General features: G+C 64.1%; 19 protein-coding genes. 6 read left to right on the top strand and 13 right to left on the bottom strand.

Going from position 1 to position 18231, the window contains the following annotated elements:
• Positions 1-788: 788 nt before the first annotated feature.
• On the bottom strand, positions 789-2357 hold the full coding sequence (locus H0274_RS03490; protein WP_226792953.1) for a M56 family metallopeptidase: 1569 nt from the start codon (positions 2355-2357) through the stop codon (positions 789-791).
• Positions 2354-2773, bottom strand: a complete 420-nt coding sequence (locus H0274_RS03485) for a BlaI/MecI/CopY family transcriptional regulator (protein ID WP_226792952.1) — start codon at positions 2771-2773, stop codon at positions 2354-2356. Before H0274_RS03485 ends, H0274_RS03490 begins: the two co-directional genes overlap by 4 nt.
• Positions 2774-2991: 218 nt before the next feature.
• Here H0274_RS03485 and H0274_RS03480 point away from each other — a divergent pair, with 218 nt between their 5' ends.
• The gene (locus tag H0274_RS03480) at positions 2992-4170 is read left to right on the top strand and encodes an alpha-hydroxy acid oxidase (RefSeq protein WP_226792951.1); all 1179 of its coding nucleotides are present in this window, start codon (positions 2992-2994) and stop codon (positions 4168-4170) included.
• Positions 4167-4844: a peptidylprolyl isomerase gene (locus H0274_RS03475; RefSeq protein WP_226792950.1), complete on the top strand. Its 678-nt coding sequence runs from the start codon at positions 4167-4169 to the stop codon at positions 4842-4844. The genes H0274_RS03480 and H0274_RS03475 overlap by 4 nt, the downstream gene beginning before the upstream one ends.
• 69 nt (positions 4845-4913) lie before the next feature.
• Here the strand turns inward: H0274_RS03475 and H0274_RS03470 are convergent, their stop codons facing one another.
• The 3 genes from H0274_RS03470 to H0274_RS03460 are packed head-to-tail and all read right to left on the bottom strand — an operon-like array spanning position 4914 to position 6161.
• Positions 4914-5243: a DUF1971 domain-containing protein gene (locus H0274_RS03470; protein ID WP_226792949.1), complete on the bottom strand. Its 330-nt coding sequence runs from the start codon at positions 5241-5243 to the stop codon at positions 4914-4916.
• Between the two features lie 14 nt (positions 5244-5257).
• A complete protein-coding gene (locus H0274_RS03465) occupies positions 5258-5668 on the bottom strand; it encodes a hypothetical protein (protein ID WP_226792948.1) in 411 nt (136 codons plus the stop codon).
• A complete protein-coding gene (locus tag H0274_RS03460; RefSeq protein ID WP_226792947.1) occupies positions 5661-6161 on the bottom strand; it encodes a group III truncated hemoglobin in 501 nt (166 codons plus the stop codon). The genes H0274_RS03465 and H0274_RS03460 overlap by 8 nt, the downstream gene beginning before the upstream one ends.
• 78 nt (positions 6162-6239) lie before the next feature.
• On the opposite strand from H0274_RS03460, the gene H0274_RS03455 reads away from it, so the two are divergent.
• Complete coding sequence (locus tag H0274_RS03455; RefSeq protein ID WP_226792946.1) at positions 6240-6674, top strand: RrF2 family transcriptional regulator; 435 nt, start codon at positions 6240-6242, stop codon at positions 6672-6674.
• Positions 6675-6737: 63 nt separating this feature from the next.
• Here H0274_RS03455 and sdhA read toward each other — a convergent pair whose 3' ends face one another.
• From sdhA to sdhC, 3 genes are read right to left on the bottom strand one after another with little or no spacing between them, the layout of a single operon-like run.
• Positions 6738-8546, bottom strand: a complete 1809-nt coding sequence (gene sdhA, locus H0274_RS03450; RefSeq protein WP_226792945.1) for a succinate dehydrogenase flavoprotein subunit — start codon at positions 8544-8546, stop codon at positions 6738-6740.
• Complete coding sequence (gene sdhD, locus H0274_RS03445; protein ID WP_226792944.1) at positions 8546-8932, bottom strand: succinate dehydrogenase, hydrophobic membrane anchor protein; 387 nt, start codon at positions 8930-8932, stop codon at positions 8546-8548. The genes sdhA and sdhD overlap by 1 nt, the downstream gene beginning before the upstream one ends.
• Positions 8933-8945: 13 nt before the next feature.
• A complete protein-coding gene (gene sdhC, locus H0274_RS03440; protein ID WP_226792943.1) occupies positions 8946-9326 on the bottom strand; it encodes a succinate dehydrogenase, cytochrome b556 subunit in 381 nt (126 codons plus the stop codon).
• A gap of 183 nt (positions 9327-9509) precedes the next feature.
• On the opposite strand from sdhC, the gene H0274_RS03435 reads away from it, so the two are divergent.
• Genes H0274_RS03435 through H0274_RS03425 form a run of 3 tightly spaced genes read left to right on the top strand, consistent with a single transcriptional unit; the run spans position 9510 to position 12135 of the window.
• Positions 9510-10238: an SDR family NAD(P)-dependent oxidoreductase gene (locus H0274_RS03435; RefSeq protein ID WP_226792942.1), complete on the top strand. Its 729-nt coding sequence runs from the start codon at positions 9510-9512 to the stop codon at positions 10236-10238.
• Between the two features lie 26 nt (positions 10239-10264).
• The gene (gene bla, locus H0274_RS03430; protein WP_226792941.1) at positions 10265-11182 is read left to right on the top strand and encodes a subclass B3 metallo-beta-lactamase; all 918 of its coding nucleotides are present in this window, start codon (positions 10265-10267) and stop codon (positions 11180-11182) included.
• Positions 11179-12135, top strand: coding sequence for a 50S ribosomal protein L11 methyltransferase (locus H0274_RS03425; RefSeq protein ID WP_226792940.1), 957 nt, complete (start codon positions 11179-11181; stop codon positions 12133-12135). The genes bla and H0274_RS03425 overlap by 4 nt, the downstream gene beginning before the upstream one ends.
• 24 nt (positions 12136-12159) lie before the next feature.
• Here the strand turns inward: H0274_RS03425 and H0274_RS03420 are convergent, their stop codons facing one another.
• The 5 genes from H0274_RS03420 to recN form a co-directional block, all read right to left on the bottom strand.
• Entirely contained in the window at positions 12160-12597 is a 438-nt protein-coding gene (locus H0274_RS03420; protein ID WP_226792939.1) for a VOC family protein, read from the bottom strand.
• A 75-nt stretch (positions 12598-12672) separates the two neighbouring features.
• The gene (locus H0274_RS03415) at positions 12673-14040 is read right to left on the bottom strand and encodes an MFS transporter (RefSeq protein ID WP_226792938.1); all 1368 of its coding nucleotides are present in this window, start codon (positions 14038-14040) and stop codon (positions 12673-12675) included.
• Positions 14041-14153: 113 nt separating this feature from the next.
• Positions 14154-16214: an NAD-dependent DNA ligase LigA gene (ligA, locus tag H0274_RS03410; RefSeq protein WP_226792937.1), complete on the bottom strand. Its 2061-nt coding sequence runs from the start codon at positions 16212-16214 to the stop codon at positions 14154-14156.
• On the bottom strand, positions 16211-16546 hold the full coding sequence (locus H0274_RS03405) for a hypothetical protein (protein WP_226792936.1): 336 nt from the start codon (positions 16544-16546) through the stop codon (positions 16211-16213). Before H0274_RS03405 ends, ligA begins: the two co-directional genes overlap by 4 nt.
• On the bottom strand, positions 16546-18219 hold the full coding sequence (recN, locus tag H0274_RS03400; RefSeq protein ID WP_226792935.1) for a DNA repair protein RecN: 1674 nt from the start codon (positions 18217-18219) through the stop codon (positions 16546-16548). The genes H0274_RS03405 and recN overlap by 1 nt, the downstream gene beginning before the upstream one ends.
• Between the last annotated feature and the right edge of the window lie 12 nt (positions 18220-18231).

Raw genomic sequence — 18231 nt, 5'->3', positions numbered from 1 at the left:
TGGGTTATGCGGACCCAGTGACGGGTTGCGGGGGCGGTAGCGCTTCGCTCCTCTCCCGCGCCGGGTCGGCGCTGTCTGCAGAGCCGGGCCAGATGGACAGAGTGGATGTCAACGCCCTGTCCGGCCCGCTGGACCAGCGCCCGCAACAGATGCGTGGCCGGATGATGATTCGCCCCAGAGGAACATCGCCGCTCAAGGGAAGGCTCACTTGCGAGCCCTATGCCTTCCCCGCCATGCAGCTCAGGGCCGAGCAGACAAGTTTGCCGCGATACTTCGCCTGCCATTCGCATATCAAACAACGCGCAATCGCACCGCTCGCCAGAGCGGGCGCCTGACAGCACCGGCCCGGCCCCGTCCGTTCTCGGTTGTCTCACTTCGGCGTTAGCCCGCATTCGCCAGCGGAGGGATGGGTGTGTCTGCGCCATGCGAACGCCGGGATCGCTGGGCATCCCCTGCTGGATGAAGATGTAGAGGGTTTCACGCGGAGACGCGGGGGCGCGGAGAGGGTGCGGCTGGGCCCGTTCCCTCCGCGCCTCCGCGTCTCCGCGTGAGTTTTATTGGGTTCGCGCAAAGAGCGCAAAGGCCGCTGAGGGTGTAGCGCCTACCTCTATACCTCGTCATTCCCGCCCTTCGACGCCGCCTGCGGCGTCGAAGGGCGGGAATGACGAGGGTTGGGGAGGCAGCACAGTCCCATCTCAGCCGGAATGACGAGATTGAAGTTGGTGCCACATTACCAGCGGTCCCGGGTCGAGCCCGGGACGAGGAGTGGAGGAAAGCGCTTTACCCCCTCAACTCTCCGTCGCCAGTTCCCTGATCTCCTGATCCAGTTCCTGCAGCACTTCCCGGCGGGTTTCAGCGTCCAGATCCCGGTTACGCGCAATGCTGGCGCGTACTTCCAGCAAGGCCGCGCGAGCGCTGGCATTGGCATTTGCCGCAGCCTTCTCCCCCATCTTGGCGGCGATCATGTCGCAGTCGCCTGCAGCCTGCGCACTCGCCCCGTTGCTCCGGCTGGTGGCCATACCGCAACCATTTGCCATGGCGGTCTGGGAAACAGCCGTACTTATCGAGGTCGATACGATCCGGGCGATGTTGACCTCCAATTGCTTGCCCCAATCCTCCCATTGCGTTTCCCATTGCCGGGATTGACGATCCAGATCGCTCGCAGCCTTGCGGCTGGCGCCATCTTGCTGGACCACGCCGGTCTCGACGATCGACACCGCCGATACGCTTGGCACAGGCGGCACGGGAGGTTCCGGAGGCAGGGGTGCATCCGGGGCCACGGGCGCGTAGGGCGCCGCCGGAGCCATGGGTGGCGCGGGGGGAGCGGGCGGTTCAGGCAAGCGGCTGCGCTGTTCGGCCCTCCCCTGTTCGGCATAGCTGACCGAAGCAGTCAGCGGCAGGGCAATCACCGCCCCGGCCAGCATCAATCGCCCGGCAAGCCGTCGGCGCGGGGAAATATCTGCCATGGTCAAGCTGCGCAGGCGGTGAATGATGGATTTCTCGCCCAGAAGCGGCCCGAAGCTGCGATGCCCGGCCATGGGCGCGGCGAGCGACAGGCGCGGCCCGGCGGCAAAGCTGGCGATTACCCGGCCATATTGCGCCCGCACGCGCGGATCGTACCGGGCGATTACCCGCGCATCGCAGGCCGCCTCCTGATCGCGGCGCATGGCGCGCCAGCCCAGCCAGGCGAGCGGATTGAACCAGTGCAGCGCCAGCAGCGGCTGGGCCAGAATATTGGCCAGCAGATCCAGCCCGCGATGATGGGCCAGTTCATGCTCGATCGCCAGATCGCGCGCGGCGCGGTCTTCCATCGCCATGAATTCCATCGGCAGGGCAATCACCTTGTCGCTCACCCCGAAAGCCACGGGGGAGATCGCCGCCGGGCTTTCCACCAGCCGGATGCGGCCAACCTCGCCCACGGGGCGCGCGCCAGCCAGCAACCAGTCCCGCATCCGGTAATAGGTCCACCAGCGCCACAGCAGGAAAGCCGCCGCGCCGCCCAGCCAGGCCAGCACCAGCGCATCGGCGACCATTCCGCTCAGCGTATCCCGGATTGTTGGAACAGCCGGCGGGAAGAAGTCTGGCATTTGCGCAGCGCTTGCAGGATGGAAAGCCACTTCGGAAAGCGGCGCCAGAACTCCCGATCCGGCAGAAGTCACCAGCTGATCCGCAGCGGGAGCCGGTGCGAAACTGGCCGGCAGCACCACGGGCGGCATGATGAAACGCAGGAATGGCAAGGCCCACAGGGCATAGCTCATCTGCGGGCCGAACTGGCGCGCCACCGGGCCGCGCAACACCAGCACCAGCGCGATCAGCGCACCGGTATAGAGCAGCGTGTCAACCAGCCAGCCGATCATTGCTTCAACTCCCGCAGCAGAGCCTCGATTTCGGCAATGTCATCATCCGAAAGGGCCTCTGCCTCGGCCAGATGGGCCAGCAAGGGCGCGGCCCGCCCGCCGAACAGCCGATCGACCAGACGGCGCGATTCCCCGCCGACATAATCCGCGCGCTCCAGCAGGGGGCGATAGAGAAAGCGGCGCCCATCGGGTTCGGTGGCGACGGCATGCTTGGCGACGAGGCGCGAAAGCAGCGTCTTCACCGTGGCAAGGCTCCACTCGCGGCTCTTCCCCACCTTGTCCGCCACATCGGCTGCGGTAAGCGGGGAATGTTCCCACAAGGCTTCCATGACGGCATGTTCGGCTTCGCTGATGCGTTCCGGCCTGCCAATATCCTGGCCTTCATCACTTTCCGCCACGAGTTCCCTCCTCGCCATGATCAAGCGGCTTTCCTATACGACTACATATGTAATCTGAAGCCCTGATGAACGGAATCGACAGCACTATTTCCCGCGCGTGCCGCCGGGCAGTGGCTGAGCCTTGGCCAGCCGACCGGAGAACCCTCGTGAATTCAGCATTTTTCGCCAATAATATCCGCGCCGACCGCAAGTCTGCGCGGTGGCATTTCATTCGAGGCGGGGCTAACTGACTAGCCATGTCCGTAAACGCCCCATCGCGCCGCGTCGCCAGCCTCGCCGATTGCCACAATATCGAGGATTTCCGGCTGCTGGCCCATCGCAAGCTGCCCTTCCCCGTCTATCATTACATCGATGGCGCCGGGGATGACGAGATCACCAAACGTCGCAATACCAGCGCGTTTGACGATTGCGATCTTGTGCCCAATGTGCTGGCCGGCGTGGAGGAAGTGGACACTTCCGTCACCGTGATGGGCAGGAAGACCCCCCTGCCCCTGATCCTCTCCCCCACGGCCCTGCAACGCCTGTTCCACTGGCAGGGAGAGCGCGCCGTTGCCGCGGTGGCCGAGAAATTCGGCCTGTGGTTCGGCATTTCCAGCCTGGGCAGCGTTTCGGTGGAGGAAGTGGGCGCGCGCTTCACCGGCCCCAAGATGCTCCAGTATTACTATCACAAGGACCGGGGGCTGAACGCCGCGCTGATCGAAATGGCGCGCGCCGCCAATTTCGATGCCATCGCGCTGACCGTGGACACGATCGTGTCCGGAAAGCGCGAACGCTGCCTGCGAACCGGCTTCACCAGCCCGCCCAAGATCACCCCGGCCAGCTTCCTGTCCTACGCCACCAAGCCGCGCTGGGCGCTGGACTATATGTTCCGCGAGAAGTTCTCCCTGCCCAACCTTGAAAAGCATGTGGCGGCGGGAACGAACGTGGCCACCTCTGTGGCGGATTACTTCAACACCATGCTTGATCAGTCGATGGACTGGAAGGCGGCGGACAAGCTGCGGCAGGACTGGGGCGGCACCTTCGCCCTGAAGGGCATCATGTCGGTTGCCGATGCGAAGCGCGCGGCGGAAATCGGCGTGGACGCGATCTGGGTTTCCAACCATGGCGGCCGCCAGCTCGACGGCAGCCGCTCTCCCTTCGACCAACTGGCCGAAATCGTCGACGCGGTGGGCGACAAGGTGAACGTCATCATGGATGGCGGAGTGCGGCGCGGCACACACGTGCTCAAGGCGCTGTCCGTGGGCGCCAAGGCCGTGGCCGGCGGGCGGCTCTACCTCTACGCCCTTGCCGCCGCCGGTCAGGCCGGGGTGGACCGGGCCGTTTCGATCCTGGAAAACGAGATTATTCGCGATATGAAGCTGATGGGCGCGAAATCCGTGGCCGATCTTTCGCGCGAAAATCTGAGGTGGCGATGAAATTCTTTGCCCTGCTGAGCGTGGCGCCCCTGCTGGCGCTGGCCTCCCCCGGTTTGGCCCAAAATGACGGGCCCCATGGAGCAACACCCGATCCGGCAGCAACGGCAGTCGTGCCTGAACGGGAATGGAAGACCACACCGGTTGCCATCGAAACCACGCTGGGCACCATCACCGTGGCGCTGGAAACCGAACGCGCGCCCATCACCTCGGCCAATTTCCTGCGCTATGCCGATCAGCACCGGCTGGACGGCACCGTTTTCTATCGCGTGCTCAAGCTGGAGTGGGGCCAGCAGCCCAACGGGCTGATCCAGGGCGGCGCGCAGAACGATCCGGACCGCATCCTACCGCCCATCGCGCATGAACCGACCGATAAGACCGGCCTTTCCCACGTGCGCGGCGCGCTTTCCATGGCCCGCTACGCCCCCGGCTCCGCCACGGCCGATTTCACCATCATGGTAGGCGATGTGACCTCGCTGGATGCCGATCCGAAGTCGGAAGACCCGGACCAGCAGGCAGGCTTTGCCGTGTTCGGCCATGTTACCGGCGGGATGGATGTGGTGGAAGCAATCTATGGCCAGCCGATCGACCCGGAAAAGGGCGAGGCGTTCCTCAAGGGCCAGTTGCTCGCCCAGCCGGTGAAGATCGTAAGGATCAGCCGGGTTGAGGCGCCCTGATGGTGGTGGAGGATTCAGGGCGCCTCTGAGCCATCCGGTTTGGGGGAAACCGGCGGCCCCGGGACGAGGTCAGCGATGGAAGGTGAGCGCGATACGGAAATCGCCCTCCACTTCCAGATGATGCGGAACCTGTGGCGGCACCACCAGTTCTGCCGGAGCGGCCAGCTCTTCCCGCTCACCGCTGCCATCTTCCCAGACGAAGACGGCGCGGCCCGCCTGCAACCTTAAAAGGCCCCAGACGCCCTCTGCCAGCCTGTGCGTGCGCAGCAGGCCCGTCGGGAGATCGGCAGGTCCGAAAGGGCCGAGCGAGCGATAGGGCGCCGCCCCGTCCGGCAGCACCTTCGCCCGCCCGGCTGCCACCTGATCCGCCCTCTGATCCGCCCTCTGATCCGATGCCATGGTCGCAGCCCGGGTCACAATCCGGCCGAAGCGGCAATCAGCACGATCGCCATGCCGAAGAAGGCCAGTGCGATCGGCACGGTCAGCACCTGCGCCCACACTGCCCCGGCGCTCATCGGGCCATAGATGGTCTGGAGCGGCTTTCCGGGTGCCACCTGCGTGGCGTCCTTTCCGCCCAACCGGGCAAGGATGGCGCCGCAGGTGAAATAGGTGAGGATGAACAGGCCCGAGACCGCCAGCACCAGACGCGCCGGGCCGCTGCCCCCACTCGCCAGCGCAAGGCCGGTGAAGAACACGCCGTAACAGGCGAACATCGTCTTCCAGATAGCCACGGGCAGTTGAAAGCCTTCAGGCCGCGCAGGCCGGTTATGCCCGATAGGCGCGGGTGCGTGGGCATCGGCCGGGAGTTCGGTTTTCTCAGGCATGGGGCAGATCCTTTCCGGCTCGCGCCCCGACAAGGCCGTTGCGCTGCGTTTCAATTCCGGTGAGTAGACTGTCGGCGATCATCCGCGCGCGGGCGCCAACCAGCCGCGTTGCAGCAGGATCGGGCTCGTCCTCGCGCAGGGTTGCGTAGAACAGGTCCAGCCAATGGGCGAAGTGGGAGGCATCCAGCCCCGGGATCGCCATGTGCTTGACCATGGGATTGCCCGAAAATTCGCCGCTATTGTGCAGGATGGAACGCCAGAAACGCTTCATCCGCCCCAGATGCTCGTCCCAATCGGCAATGCGTTCGGCAAAGATCGGGCCGAGCAGATCATCCTTGCGGATGCGGGCGTAGAACCGGTCCACGAAGCTGGCGATGTAATCGGCATCGACGCCGATTGCCTCCGCCCTTGCGCGCTTGTCTTCCCGCGCGGCACGGACGAAATCCTCGCCCTGCCGCACTGCTCCACTCTGCTGAACCGAGGCTTCGGTCATCGCCGACTCCATAATAGGTATTTATAATTCCTATTTATCCATCTTGCCCTGAAAAGCAATATCTGAAATACCCATTTTATGCAGTTAAGCCTTCACAGCGATTATGCCCTGCGCATCCTGATGGCCCTCGCCGCCTCCGGGCGCCGCCTGTCGGTTGACGATGTGGCGCGCCAGTTCGACATTTCGCGCAATCACCTCGCCAAGGTGGCGCAGGAGCTGCAGGCGCAGGGCTTCATCACCACCACACGCGGTCGCAATGGCGGGATGGAACTGGCGCAGGAACCGCAGGATATCATCGTGGGCGATGTGGTCCGCCGGTTCGAACGGCTGGATGGTTTCGTCAGCTGCCTGGGACTGGGCGCGTCCGATTGCGTCGTGAATGGCGTGTGCGGGCTGAAACCGGCGCTGTCAGGCGCGCTGGATGCGTTCCTTGCCCATCTGGACACCTATCGGCTGGCGGACCTGACCCCCAACCGCAAGGCCTTCCTGGCGCGGCTGGAAGCGGTCGAATAGCGCCCCAACGAAAAAGGCCGGAGCAATCGCCCCGGCCTCTTCATTGCGCCATTCGCGCCGTGCTTAATACACCCGCTTCTTCGGCTTGATGTATTCCACGTCGTCAGTCAGCGTGAATTCGTGGACCGGACGGTAATCGAGCTTCACCGATCCGCCCTTGCCGCCCCAGCCTTCGAACCAGGCCGCGGTGTGCTTCATCCAGTTCGCGTCGTCCCGATCAGGGAAGTCCTCATGCGCATGGGCGCCGCGGCTTTCCTTGCGGTTGAAGGCGGAATGCATGGTCACCGTCGCCTGGGCGATGAGGTTGTCCAGTTCCAGCGTCTCGATCAGGTCAGAGTTCCAGATCAGCGAACGGTCGGTAACGTGGATGTCTTCCATCCGCTTGTAAGTATCGGCCAGCTTCACCTTGCCTTCGGCCATCAGCTCATCCGTGCGGAACACGGCGGCGTGCTGGCTCATGGCGCGCTGCATCTCGGTGCGGATTTCCGCTGTCGAGGAACCGCCCTTGGCATTGCGGAAGTGGTCCAGACGGCCCAGCGCCATATCCGCGCTGTCTTTCGGCAGGCTGTCATGCGCAGTGCCGGGCTTGACCAGTTCCTTCAGGCGGTGGCCGGTCGCGCGGCCGAACACCACAAGATCGATCAGCGAGTTGGAACCCAGGCGGTTCGCACCGTGAACCGAGACGCAAGCTGCCTCGCCCACCGCGAACAGGCCGGGGACTACCGTTTCCGGATTGCCGTCTGCCCCGATGGTTACCACTTCGCCGTGATAATTACAGGGGATGCCGCCCATATTGTAATGGACAGTAGGCACTACGGGCAACGGCTGGCGGGTAAGGTCCACACCCGCGAAGATCTTGCCGCTTTCGGTGATGCCGGGCAGGCGTTCCGCCAGCACCGCTGGATCGATGTGATCGAGGTGCAGGTAGATATGGTCCTTATGCGGGCCAACCCCGCGCCCTTCACGGATTTCCAGCGCCATGGAACGCGAGACCACGTCGCGGCTGGCGAGATCCTTGGCCGAGGGGGCATAGCGTTCCATGAAACGCTCACCCTCGGAATTGGTGAGATAGCCACCCTCCCCGCGGGCGCCTTCGGTGATGAGCACGCCTGCGCCGTAAATGCCGGTGGGGTGGAACTGCACGAATTCCATGTCCTGCAGCGGCAGGCCGGCGCGCAGCACCATGCCGCCACCATCGCCGGTGCAGGTATGGGCCGAAGTGGCGGTGTAATAGCAGCGGCCGTAACCGCCAGTGGCGAGGACCACGGCATGGGAGCGGAAGCGGTGGATCGAACCGTCATCCATGCACATGGCGATCACGCCCCGGCACTGGCCGTTTTCCATGATCAGATCGATCGCGAAATATTCGATGAAGAAATCCGCGTCGTATTTCAGGCTCTGCTGGTAGAGCGCATGCAGCATGGCATGGCCGGTGCGATCCGCAGCCGCGCAGGTGCGCTGCACCGGCGGGCCTTCGCCCATATTCTGCATATGGCCGCCGAAGGGACGCTGATAGATCGTGCCATCAGCGTTGCGGCTGAAAGGCACGCCTGCGTGCTCCAGCTCGTAAACTGCCTGGGGCGCTTCACGGACCATATATTCGATGGCGTCCTGGTCCCCCAGCCAGTCCGACCCCTTCACGGTGTCGTACATGTGCCAGGTCCAGTGATCGGGCGTATTGTTACCCAGCGAGGCGGCAATGCCGCCTTGCGCGGCCACGGTATGGCTGCGGGTGGGGAACACCTTGGTGATACAGGCGGTGCGCAGGCCGGCCTCTGCCGCGCCCATCGTGGCACGCAGGCCCGAACCGCCCGCGCCGACGACCACAACGTCATAAGTATGGTCGATGATCTTGTAAGCTGCGTCGGCCATCAGGCGGCACCTCCCAGCGCTACCTTGAGGATGCAGAAAATCGCGAACACACTGCCGGCAATGGCGGCAAGGTTCAGCGCAGCAAGAGCGGCGAACTTGTTGCCATCGTCATGCACGTAATCCTCTATCACGACCTGCAGCCCCAGCCGCGCGTGATAGAAGGTGCTGACCACCAGCAGGATCATGGCAGTGCCGGGCAGCGGCTTGGACAGCCAGCTTGCCACCGTGCCCATTTCCAGATCCGGCAGCAGTACGATCGAGGTGACCAGCCAGACGCCGAGGAAAAGATTGCCGATCGCGGTATAGCGCTGGGCAAGCCAGTGATGCGCGCCTTCATGCGAGGAGCCGAGGCCCCGTACCCGCCCGATCGAAGTTCCGTTACCCATGATCCGCTTTCCCTTAGAGAAGCACGATGGCCGCCCAGAAGGCAGCAGTGAGAATCACACCCGAGGCGAGCGAAAGCAGCGAACCCGCGCGGTTCCCTTCAAGCTCGTAACCCGCGCCGATATCCATCACGAAATGACGGATGCCGGAACTGAGGTGATTGAAGAAGGCCCAGCTGATGCCCACCAGCACGACATACCCCACCGGCGAGGTCGCAAGCTCGGCGAAGGTCGCATAGGCTTCCGGCCCGCTGGCCAGGGCGCCGAGCCACCAGAGCAGCACGCCAAGGCCGACTATGGCGAAGCCATCGCCCGTCACGCGGTGGAGGATCGAGACCAGCATATGCGGGCCCCATTTATAGACACCGAGATGCGGCGAGAGCGGACGTTCGGCCATGTATCTTCCTGATGCGGTAAGTCAGCGACACTGATGGGCCGCGCCGCGAACGGCGCAAAGCCTGCGCATCCCCTTAGCGATTGTGCCCGCCGTGGCAAGCGGCAGAGCCACAGAAACCGCGATGAAATCCATGCCTCGACTCTGCCCGGCGGCGGCGGCATTGTCCCCCGGTAAGGAGAAGGCATGAGCGAACCCGTCATCCTCGTCACCGGCTCCAGCCGCGGCATCGGCGCCGCGATAGTGGAACTCCTGCAGGCGCGGGGCGCCCGGGTATTGTGCCATGCCAGCCGGGATTACATGGATGACACGATTCCCGCGGATCTGGCCGATCCGCTGGGCCCGCAAAACCTGTGGGAAGACGCGCTGGCCCGCGCCGGAGGGCGGATCGACGTGCTGGTCAACAATGCCGGCATTTTCGAGCCTGCCCCAATCGACCTGTCAGACATAGAATGGCTGGACCGCTGGGAAGATACGCTGCGGATCAATCTCACCGCCGCTGCCCAGCTTTCCCGCTATGCCGTGAAGCACTGGCTGGAACGGGGGCAGGATGACGAAACGCAGGGGCGACTCGTCCATATCGCCAGCCGCGCGGGACATCGCGGCGACTCGCCCGATCACTGGCACTATGCCGCCTCCAAGGGCGGGATGCTGGCCCTGCATAAGACCATCGCCCGCGCCTATGCCGCGCAAGGCATATTGAGCTTCGCCATCGCGCCGGGTTTCACCGATACGGCCATGGCCGGAGATTATCTCTCGACCCGGGGAGGCCCGGGCCTGTTGGCGGATATTCCGCTGGGCCGCGTGGCCGAGCCGGAAGAGATCGCGGCAATCGCCGCATTCTGTGCACTGGACGCCCCGCCAAGCATGACGGGCGCCGTGATCGACGCCAATGGCGCAAGCTACGTCCGCTGACATCATCAAGGCAGGTTGACCATTCCATGAAGATCGCTCTTCCCACCGCCGTGCTGGCGCTTACCGCGGCTTGCGCTCTGCCCGCCGATGCCCAGGCGCCCGACGCCCGGCCACTTGCCGCAGTTAAAGTGGCGGATGCCCCGGTTTCCGCTTTTCTCGACCAATGCGAAGGCAAGGAGGAATGGAACGATCCCGCCCCGCCCTTCCACATTTACGGCAACACTTATGGCGTAGGCACCTGCGGCCTTAACTCGCTGCTGGTGATCGATCCAGAAGGGCTGGTGCTGGTGGATGTCGGCACGCAGGAAGCCGCAAAGCTGGTGGCGGAGAATATCCGCCGCCTGGGCTTCCAGCTTTCCGATGTGAAATGGATCGTCTCCAGCCACGAACATTGGGACCATGTGGGCGGCGTGGCCGAAATGCAGCAACTCACCGGCGCCAGGGTGGCGGCCCTTGCCAGCGCGAAGGATGCCTTCGAGAGCGGGCACCACAACCCCATCGATCCGCAGGGCGATGCCGAATTCCCCAAGATCCGCGTCGACCGGGTCCTGAACGATGGCGATACTGTGAAACTGGGCGCCAATGTGCTGACAGTCCACGCCACGCCCGCCCATTCGCCAGGCTCTTCCAGCTGGACGTGGCAATCCTGCGAGGGCACTGCCTGCAAGACCATCGCTTATGCCGACAGCGCGACCACCATTTCCGCCGACGACTACCGCTTCACCGATCATCCGGATTATGTCGCCAATGTCTGGCGCGGGCTGGACGCAATCGCCGCCCTGCCCTGTGACATCTTGATTACCCCTCATCCTTCTGCCAGCGCGATGCGCGAACGCCTTGCGAGCGGGAAGATGGAAGACAAGGCCACCTGCCGCTCCTATGCGCCGGACGCCCGGGCGAGGTTCGCCAAAAGGCTTGAAAGCGAAAAGAACAAACCGGAATGAATTGGAAGATCAGTGCCTTCGCCCCCAAGGAAGCCGTGCAGGCCGCGCTTGTAGCGCATGAGGATGCGTGGGACTGGAATCCCGAGGTTGTCCTGTCCGGCTGCGAGATCGCGGAAGACAAGCCCGACGATTGGGTGCTGGAGGCCTGGTATCCCCACAAGCCCACCGCCACCGACAAGGCTGCGGTAAAGGCCCTGTTCGCTGAAGGCGCGCCGGAACTGACCGTAGAAAAGCTGCCGGATGCCGACTGGGTCGCCCTGAGCCAGGAAGGGGTCGAGCCGATCCGGGCTGGCCGCTTCCACGTGCGCACGCCGGAGTTTCCGGCCAGCACGGAGCCGGGCGTCACCGATTTCATCGTCCCCGCCAGTCAGGCCTTCGGCACCGGCCAGCATGCGACCACCGCCGGATGCCTCGCCATGCTCACCGCGATGAAGGCGCGCGGAGTGGAAGTGCGCAATCTGGCCGATATCGGCACCGGCACCGGGCTGCTCGCCTTTGCCGGGCTGGAGCTGTGGCCGCGCGCCCTTGCTACCGCCAGCGACATCGATCCGGTCTGCGCGGGCGTGGTGGAAGACAATTGCGAGCTGAACCAGATTTCCATGGGCGCACGCCGGGGCGAGCTGACGATGGTGATTGCCGATGGCATGGCCGATCCGCTGCTGGCCGCGCGCGGGCCCTATGATTTGCTGATCGCCAATATTCTCGCCGGGCCGCTGGTTGAACTGGCACCCGATTTTGCCCGTGCGGTGGTTCCGGGCGGGCATATGCTGCTGGCCGGGCTGCTCACCACGCAGGAAGGTGCCGTGCGCCGCGCCTGTCGCCTGGCCGGCTTCCGGCTTGCCGCACGCATGGTGAATGGCGATTGGTCGATCCTGTGGCTGAGGAAACGCGCCGGGGTGAATGTCCGGGCCGCACGGCCGGGCAGGATGCCCGATTGGTCTCGCCGCTGGTAAGAAGGATTACCGGCGCGCCTGCCTTTATATAGCTGGCATCTCGAAGGTCAGCCGGACGGACGGCGCGCTGCGGCGTGCCTCGCCATGATAGACAGCCTCGATATTGTTGCCGTCGGGATCGATCAGGAAGGCCGCGTAATAGCCGGGATGGTATCTGGCCCGTTCTCCGGGGGCGCCATTATCCTTACCCCCTGCGGCAATCCCGGCGGCGTAAAAATCGTCCACCATCTGGCGATCCGCAGCCTGGAATGCGAGGTGGTGGCGCCCGGTCAGCACGCCTTCCGCTTCCGGGCCATCGGGCTTGGAGACGAATAATTCATCGGCCCAGAAATGATCCGGCGAATTGCTTTCCACCGGCACCTTCATCACCTTGAAAATGGCTTCATAGAAACGGCGGCTTGCCTCAAGATCGGCAACCACCAGCTGGATATGGTCGATCAACCGCCCGCGATGCAGTTCCATTATCGGTCTCCTTCAGCCGTGCTGTTTGAACGAGATCGGCGCCGATTGGTTTCGCGTTCCTGCCGCAGAGAAGGCTCAGACCGTCTGCTTCTTCCGCGCGCCTGCCAGCAGCCATGTCAGCCATGCAGCCACCAGCGCGGCGAGTGCCATCAGCAGGAATGCATCCGCACCATTGCCGTTGTTGCTCTCACGAATGCGGCCCAGCATATCCGGCCCGACATAACCGCCAAGCTGCGAGAGAGCGTTGATCCACGCGATGCCCCCGGCGGCCGCTGCGCCTGAGAGAAAGGCGGTCGGCAAAGTCCAGAACACAGCCAGCCACGCCATTGCACCTGCCGCGATCATGGTCAGCGCCGTTACCGTCACAAGCGGCGCCCCTTGCGCGAAGGCGAGCATCAGCAGCCCCACCATGGAGACGAGCAGCGCCCCGGTGGCGTGCCAGCGCCGCTCCCCCGTGCGATCCGAATGGCGCGCGCACAGCACCATCGCGATTGCAGCGAGGCTCCAGGGGATCGCCGTAACCAAGCCCACGCGGAAATAATCGCCTTTGTCGATCCCGATTTCCTGCACCAGCGTGGGCATCCAGAAATTGAGCGCATTATTGATGATCGCGCGCAGGAAATCCGCCAGCGCCAGCGCCCAGATGCGCCAGTCGGTGAAGACTTCGCGCAGGGCGTGGCGCTGGCCGTGATCGGCCTTGCGCGCCTCGTCTTCCGCAAGGCGCCCTTCTACCAATGCGCGTTCCTGCCCACTCAGCCAGCGGGCATCGGCGGGCCGGTCAGGCAGGCGGGCCAGCACGATCAGCCCGACCAGCACCGAAGGAATGCCTTCCAGCAGAAACAGCCATTGCCAGCCCCGCATCCCGGAAGTGCCATCGAAAAATTGCAGAATCGCGCCCGACACCGGCGCGCCCAGCGCGCTCGCCAGCGGAATGGCCACAAGGAACAGTGCCACCACATGGGCCCGGCGGGCGGCCGGGAACCAGAAAGTGAGATAGAGGATCACGCCGGGGAAGAACCCCGCCTCCGCCAGCCCGAGTATGAAGCGCAACAGATAGAAGCTGAACTCCGCATCGCTCAGCCCAAATGCCCCCGCCAGCGGCCCCCAGCGCAAATGGCCGAGGAACATGAATCCGGCGGAGATCGCGCCCCAGGTAATCATGATCCGCGCGATCCAGCGCCGCGCGCCCACGCGGGCGAGGATCAGGTTGGACGGCAATTCGAAGAAGAAATAGCCGATGAAGAAAATCCCGGCACCAAAGCCATAGACCGCATCGCCAAGCTCCAGATCGCTCGCCATCTGGAGCTTGGCGAAGCCGACATTCACCCGGTCTAGAATGGCCACAAAATAGCCGAGGAACAGCAAGGGCACGAGCCGCATGGCGACCTTGCGATACGTCGCCGCCTCGAAGGCGGGATCATCCGCCAGCACCCTTCCCGCCATGCTAATCCCCCTCCCCCTCTCTCGTCATTGCGAGGAGCGTAGCGGCGAAGCAATCCACAGCGCAACGCGCCCGGCCGCTTGCTTCGCTATGCTCGCCATGACGAACTTGTCTTCTACCCCGCCGCCTTCACGATCTCCGCCCAGGCGGCTTCATCGATTGCCTCGATCCCCAGTTCAGCCGCCTTTTTCAGCTTCGATCCCGCGCCGGGGCCATAGACCACCAGGTCCGTCTTGGCGCTCACCGATCCGGCAGCGCGTGCGCCCAGCCGTTCGGCCTGCGCCTTCGCCTCGTCGCGGCTCATGGTTTCGAGCTTGCCGGTGAACACCACCGTCTTGCCCGCAACGGCGGAATCCTTCGTTTCCACCACGTAATCGGGCGGCGAAAGCTCGCCGAGGAGATCGTCCCACACCTCGCGATTGTGCGGTTCGTGGAAAAATTCCCCCAGTGCCTCCACAACCACGGGGCCGACCCCGTCGATGGACAGCAGCTCCGATCTGGCTTCCTCATCTCCGGCATAGGCATTCTCTGCCGCTTCCCGCAGGGCCGGAAGTGTGACGAAACGCTTCATCAGGTCGCGCGCCGTCACCGCGCCGACATGGCGGATGCCAAGGCCGAACAGCAGGCGCGCGGCATCTGGCGAGCGGCGGTTTTCCACCGCTGCCAACAGATTGTCCACAGACTTGTCCTGCCAGCCTTCCCGCCCGACAATCTCGCTGCGACGTTTCCTCAGGCGGAAGATGTCTGCCGGGCTTTCCAGCCAGCCAAGCGCGAAGAACTCGTCGATCGTCTTCTCGCCCAGCCCGTCAATGTCCAGAGCCGCGCGGCTGACGAAGTGCTTGAGCCGCTCGGTCCGCTGGGCGGGACAAATCAGCCCCCCGGTGCAGCGCACATCCACTTCGCCCTCTTCCGCCAGCGCTTCGCTGCCGCATTCGGGGCAGTGATCGGGGAAATGATAGGGCTCGCGCGGTTCATCGCGAGTGAGGTTTTCCACAACTTGCGGGATCACATCCCCTGCCCGCTGGATCACCACCCGGTCACCCGGCCGCACACCCAGCCGCGCGATCTCGTCCCGATTGTGGAGCGTGACGTTGGAGACCACCACACCGCCGACGGTGACCGGAGTGAGCCGCCCAACCGGGGTCAGCTTGCCGGTACGGCCTACCTGAATATCGATGGCTTCCAGCGTGGTCTGGGCCTGTTCGGCGGGAAACTTGCGCGCAATGGCCCAACGCGGCGCCTTGGCGACGAAGCCGAGCCGCTGCTGCAGGTCCAGCCGGTTGACCTTATAGACCACCCCATCGATGTCATAAGGCAGTTCCGCCCGCTCGGCCTCGATGTGGCGATAATGCTGGAGCAATTCGGCCATATCGCTGTGCCGGCCGAGCAAGGGGGAAACCGGCAGGCCCCATGCGGCAATCTGCTGCATCACGTCCCACTGCGTCTCGCCCGGAACCTCAGAGGCATCGCCCCACCCCCAGGCAAGGAAGCGCAAGGGGCGCTTTGCAGTGACGCTGGCATCCTTCTGCCGCAGCGACCCGGCCGCAGCATTACGCGGATTGGCGAAAATCTTGCCGCCAGCCTCTTCCTGCGCAGCATTCAGCGCGGCGAAGGCCTGCTTCTCCATATAGACCTCGCCGCGTATCTCGAACACGGCAGGCGCCTTCCCTTGCAGCGTTTCAGGGATGTCGGCGATGTGGCGAACATTGGCGGTAACATCCTCCCCCACCTCGCCATCGCCGCGCGTGGCGGCACGCACAAGGCGGCCCTCCTCGTAACGCAGCGAACAGGAAAGCCCGTCGATCTTGTCTTCCGCGGTCAATTCCAGCGGCTCGTCCGCAGGGTGGTTGAGGAACCGTTTCACACGGGCGACGAATTCCTCCAGTTCCTCATCTGAAAAGGCATTGTCGAGGCTGAACAGGCGCACTTCATGCCGCACCTTTGCCAGCGGTGAGGATGCCACTGCCGAGCCGACCAGACGCGATGGGCTGTCCGGCCGCACAAGGTGAGGAAACGCCGCCTCCAACTCGTTGTTACGGCGGATCAGCGCATCGAATTCGGCGTCGGAAATCTCCGGCGAATCCTCCGCGTGATACAGTCGGTTATGATGCGCGATCTGCTTGGCGAGGCGCATCAGTTCGTTCGCGACCTCGGCTTCGGCGAAATCAAGAGTCATACGGCTTGCTCAAGTATTTCGAGATATACCCAAATGAAGCAACCCATAACCGAAGCTGCCATTCCGAACGCCAAGGCTCTCAAATGCCAAGCAAAATGGCGCCGCAATAATCCACGGATAACGAAGAATAAACCCGCTGAAAATGCAAAAAAAGCAAGCAACCCAAACAAAAGAAATCCGCCGCATGGAGCGCCCGGGGCATCGCAAAACAATAGACCGAAAAACAGGAAAATTCCTAGCGGCACACTTACAATTAACAGGCAGACGACAGCCGCCCAGCCCCCAAGCAACCAACCAATGCTAGTAGAGACTTTGGCATCTTTTTCGGCCATCACACCCCCTCCAGCAACCGATCCGCCTGGGCTCTCGCTTCGCTGGTGATTTCCGCGCCCGACAGCATGCGGGCGATTTCCTCCTGACGGCCGGCGGCATCGAGCAGAACCACGCCGGTGCGAGTTACCGTGCCTTCGGAGGATTTGGCGATCTTGTAGTGCATGCCCCCGCGCGCGGCGACTTGGGGGCTGTGGGTGACGGCCAGCAATTGCCCGCCGCTCTCGCCATTGGCAAGCCGGGCCAGGCGTTCGCCAATGGCGCTGGCCACCGCGCCGCCCACACCCCGGTCGATCTCGTCGAAGATAACGGTCGCCGCCCCGCCCTGCTCCGCCAGCGCGACCTTCAGCGCGAGGATGAAGCGCGACAATTCGCCGCCCGAGGCGATCTTGGCGAGCGGCGCGAAGTCAGCGCCGGGATTGGTGGAAATCAGGAATTCCACATTATCCATGCCGGAGGGCCCCCAGCGATCTTCCGGCAATTGGGTTACCGCCGTGCGGAACTTCGCAGCATCAAGCTTGAGCGGAGCGAGTTCCCGCGCCACTGCCTCGTCCAGCTGCACAGCGGCGGATGCGCGCAGGTCATGCAAGGCGGCGGCGCGCTGGCGATATAGTTCGGCAGCTTCGCGCGCGGCGGCCTCAAGCCCGGCAATGGCCTCGTCCCCCGCCTCGATCGCGTCGAGCGCCGCGCGGAAGGAGCGCATCTTTTCAGGCAGATCGTCCACCTCGCAGCGGTGCTTGCGGGCAAGGCCGCGCAGGTCGAACAGGCGCGTCTCGATCCGGTCAAGCTCGGCAGGATCGAATATCAGCGCCTCTGCGGCAGCCTCGATCTTCTCCTCGGCCTCCCCCGCCTCGATCACGGCGCGGTCCAGCGCGGCCAGAGCCTCCGCCAGCAGAGGGTGTTCCTGTGCGATCCGGTCAAGCCGCCGGGCGGCAGAACGCAGCGAGGCAAGCGCACTGTCCGAACCGTCCCACACATGGCGCAGTTCTTCCAGATCGCCAGCCAGCTTCTCGCCCTTCTGCATGGTGCTGCGTGCCTCGGCCAGGCGTTCTTCCTCGCCCTCCACCGGTTGCAAAGCGGCCAGTTCCTCCAGATGGGCGAGCAGCAAATCCTGTTCGGCGCGGGCCTGCTCGATGGTTTCCCGTGCTTCGGCCAGCTTTTCCTCGGCGGCGCGCCAATGCTGCCAGGCATCCGCCACGCCCGCCGCATCCGCACGCGCGAAGCGATCCAGCAGCGTGCGGTGGCCGCGCGGGTTCACCAGACCACGATCATCATGCTGGCCGTGGATTTCCACCAGAGCTGGCGCAATCTCGCGCAGCAGCGCAACGCCCACTGGCTGATCGTTGATATGCGCCCTCGATCCGCCATCGGCCTTCAGGCTACGCCGCAGAATCAACGGCTCGCCCGGTTCCACCTCCACTTCCGCTTCGGCAAGGGCTCCTGCAATCGCAGGAGGAATCTGGCCGAACTCGAAGGTAGCGACCACGCTGGCGCTATCCTCTCCCGCGCGGACGAGCGAGGATTCGGCGCGATTGCCCAGCACCAGCCCAAGCGCATCGAGCAGGATCGACTTGCCCGCCCCCGTCTCGCCCGTAAGCACGCCAAGGCCGGGGCCGAAGGCAAGCTCCAGCCCTTCTATCAGGACGATGTTGCGTATGTTGAGCGCGGTGAGCATGGTTCGCCTTAC

Source organism: Fulverythrobacter ferritrahens, assembly GCF_020539485.1.
Classification (GTDB): Bacteria; Pseudomonadota; Alphaproteobacteria; order Sphingomonadales; family Sphingomonadaceae; genus Andeanibacterium; species Andeanibacterium ferritrahens.
Note: the sequence above shows the minus strand (reverse complement) of the source record. Positions and strands in the feature narration are given on the sequence as shown.